Here is a 3,571-nt window from a genome sequence, read left to right as displayed (position 1 = left end):
CCGATGCCCCCCGTGACCAACGGCGGGCAACGGCATGTGGCGGTTCATCCGACCGGCACGTCAGTCGGCCCGACGGTGACGGCCGGGGATCCCCATCGCACGGAACGCCTCCTCGGCGGCGGCCCCCCGCTCGGCCGCCCCCTCGGCGTCACCGAGCGCCGCCAGGGCCCGGGCGATGCCGTCCAGGGCGTAGGCCTCCTCCACCCGGTGGCCCAGCCGGGCCGCGGACGCGTGGGCCTGCCGGTGCAGACCCAGCGCCCGTTCGTCGTCGCCGTCCCGGTGGAAGAAACGTCCCGCGGTGTTCCACACGGTGACCTCCCGTACGGGCGCGTCCTCCAGCCCCTTGGTGGCAAGGGCCTCCTCCACCCACGGCAGCACCTGGTGGCGCCGCCCGAGTCGGCCCTCGGCCTCGGCGGAGAGGACGAGCTGCAGCGCCCGGTCGGCCGGGGCCAGCGCGCCGGGGGAACGCTCGCGGGCCCCCGCCAGCGTGCGCGCGGCCGTCGCCACCTCACCCATGGCCAGCTGGACCTGCGCGAGATCGCTCAGCCCCACGAGTTCCTTCTCCGACGCGCCCAGTCTGCGGGCGAGTTCGATGGACCGGGTCGCCGCGCTCACCGCCTCCTCGAAGCAGCCGCGTTCCATGTAGACGCCGCTGACGTTCGACAGGGACTCCGACTCGGCCCGCTCGGCGCCCAGTTCGCGCTTGAGGGCGATCGACTGCTCCAGCCGGGGCAGCGCCTCGTCGAAGCGGCCGGTGGTGGCGAGCAGCAGGCCCAGGACACCGGTGTCCTTGGCCTGGCCGCGCCGGTCGCCCAGTTCCACCGCCAGTTCGTGCGCCTCGACCGCCGCCGCTATGCCGTCCTCGAACCTGCCGCGCTTCCAGCAGGCCACCGCCAGGTTGGACAGGCTCAGCCGCAGGAGATCGGCCTCGTTCAGACGGCGGGCCGCGGCGAGCGCGGTGCGGCACAGGGCGAGGAAGTCGTCGAGCCTGCCCCGCAGATCGAGGTGGAAGACGACGTTCGCCGCGAGCAGGGCGACCTCGCGGTCGAGGCCCCGGCGGAAGGCCAGGGCGATTGCCGCGAGCAGACTGTCCTGCTCGCGCTCGAACCAGTCGCGGGCGGCCTCCGGCGTGGCCAGCGGGGCCAGTTCCGGCTGGAACGAGGGCGTCGGGCGGACCATCCGCACCCGCCCGGGGAAGAGCAGGTCGCAGGCGGCGTCCGAGGCGGTGAGCGAGAACTCCAGCAGACGCCGGACCGCGCCCGCGGCCTCCTCGGAGAACTCGCCGGTGCCCCCGGAACTGCGGGTGTGCGACAGCATGAGGGCGAAGCTGCGCACGAGGTCGTGGAACGCGTAGCGGCCCGGTTCGTGCTGCTGGACGAGGTGCATGTCGAGCAGGTACTCCAGGACGTCCTCGGCGTCCCGCACTCCGAGGTCGAGCAGGGCCGCCGCCGTGTAGACGTCCAGATCGGCGCCCGGATACTGGCCGAGGAGCCGGAAGGACTTGCGGTAGTCGGCGCCCAGTCCCTCGTACGACAGCCGCAGGGTGACCTCCACGCTGCGTTCGCCGGCGCTGAGTTCGGCGAGGCGGTGGGTGTCGTCGCGGAGCCGGTCCACGAGGTAGCGCACGGTCCAGCGGGGTCGTTTGCGCAGTCGCGCGGCGGCGATGCGCAGGGCGAGCGGGAGGTGGCCGGCGAGGTCGGCGAGGTCGGCGACGGCCGTGGGTTCGGCCTCCGCACGGCGCTCTCCGATGATGCCGACGATCAATGCGACGCTGTCCGGCGGCGCCATGGTGCCCAGGGACACCGAGTGCGCCGCGTCGAGGTCGACGAGCAGGGCGCGGCTGGTGATCAGGACGACCGTGCCGGTGGGCGAGGCGAGGAGCGGCTTCACCTGAGCCTCGTCGACTACGTTGTCAAGCAACAGGATCATGCGGTGTTTGGTCATGGTGGAGCGCCACAGGTTGATCCGGCCCTGCGGGTCGTCGGGGATGCGTTCGCCGGGGATGCCGAGCATGCGCAGCAGGGCCTCGGCCGCGGCGGGCGGCGCGAGGGGTTCCTCGCCCGGGGTGTAGCCGCGCAGGTCGAGATGGAGCTGTGCGTCCGGGTACTGCTCGGTGAGACGGTGGGCGGCGCGCACGGCGAGCGAGGTCTTGCCGCTGCCTCCCATGCCGTCGATGGCGATGATCAGGGGGCCGGAGCCGGTAGCGCCCTCGACGAAGCCGAGGAGCTTGTGCAGTTCCTCCTCGCGGCCGGTGAAGTCCCGCAGGTCGTAGGGGAGGGTGGAGCGGCTGCCGGTCACGGCCGGGGCCGCGGTCGGCGCGGGGGCGGCGGCGACGGTCAGGGAGGGTTCGTTGCGCAGGATGGCCTGGTGCAGCTCCCGCAGGGCGTCGCCCGGCTGGATGCCGAGTTCCTCGTCGAGCAGGGCGCGGATGTTCCCGTACTCCTCCAGTGCCTCGGCCTGGCGGCCCGAGCGGTACAGGGCGAGCATGAGCTGGCCGCGGAGGGTCTCGCGCAGGGGGTTGCCGCCGATCGCCTCGCGGATCCCGGCGACCAGTTCGGCGCCCTCCCCGGCCTCCAGTCTGAGGTCGAAGAGCTGCTCCACCGCGGTCATGCGGCGTTCCTCCAGCGAGGCGGAGGCCGCGTCGACGACCGCTCCGCCGTTGCCGGACAGCACGGGCCCGCGCCACAGGGCGACGGCTTCGCGCAGCAGTGCCGTCGCCTCCACGGCGAGACCGGCGGCGGCGTGGTCGCGGGCCCGCCGCAGGGCGTCGGTGAACTGCAGCAGGTCCAGTTGTTCGGGTGCGACGGCGGCGCGGTAGCCGGGGCCGTCCGTCGCGATGAGGGTGCGTCCGTCGGGGATGCGCTGACGCAGTTCGGCGACGGCCTTGCGTACCTGGTGGGCCGCGGTGGCGGGGGCGTCCTCGTCCCAGACGGCTTCGACGAGCCGGTGCACCGGCAGGACGCGCTGGGGTTCGAGGAGCAGCGTCACCAGGACGCGTTCGCTGACGGGCCCGCCGACGTGGACGCGCTCGTCACCGTCCCAACATTCCAGAGATCCGAGGATGCGAAAGCGTACGGGCGGTGTTTGGCGCATGGCGCGTGCCCTCTCCTCGGTCCGGGGGCGGCCGCCGCCCCGTTGCTCGTCTGCGGGGAAGGGCTCGCGGTGGGACCACGGAGCGCTTCCCGTTCCTCGATGTTCCGCAGGGAACCGCGTCGGGCGGCCATCACTGTCGTGTACATCCTGACCCACGATGTGTACCGACCGGTGCGGCTTCATACGTCTCGTGGCCGAGACGCGGGGCGCGCTGGTGGATATCGGACAAGTTTTTGTAGGGGTTTAGGCTTTGCGCAGGTCGCCGACGGGTGAACGGAGCGGGTGCAACAGGCTTACCGTGCGCGGGCGTTGCCAGCCGGCTGCCCCGGCCGCGAAGGAGCCCATCCCGGAGCACGGGAACGGCACGACGCGAAGCATCGTTTCTGCACCGACTGCGTCGCGGAGCGTAGTGGATGCCGCTCTCCGGCCGGGCCGGGAGGCAGGGGCGCAGCCCCGCCTCCTGGGGGCGCGGGGAACG

Annotated in this window: 1 protein-coding gene; it reads right to left on the bottom strand. The window is 73.0% G+C overall.

Translation table 11 applies throughout. The features are described from left to right. Window positions 1-60 precede the first annotated feature (60 nt). Window positions 61-3,093: a BTAD domain-containing putative transcriptional regulator gene (locus ACFWGJ_RS42780; protein ID WP_387334371.1), complete on the bottom strand. Its 3,033-nt coding sequence runs from the start codon at window positions 3,091-3,093 to the stop codon at window positions 61-63. Window positions 3,094-3,571: the final 478 nt, after the last annotated feature.

It is taken from the genome of Streptomyces sp. NPDC060205 (genome assembly GCF_042728395.1).
Lineage (GTDB): Bacteria > Actinomycetota > Actinomycetes > Streptomycetales > Streptomycetaceae > Streptomyces.
The sequence above is the reverse complement of the archived record's forward strand: the minus strand, read 5'-3'. Positions and strand labels throughout refer to the sequence as shown.

Excerpts from the sequence above, each read along its gene's own strand:
- ACFWGJ_RS42780 (WP_387334371.1), bottom strand. The coding sequence starts at position 3,093 with ATGCGCCAAACACCGCCCGTACGCTTTCGCATCCTCGGATCTCTGGAA.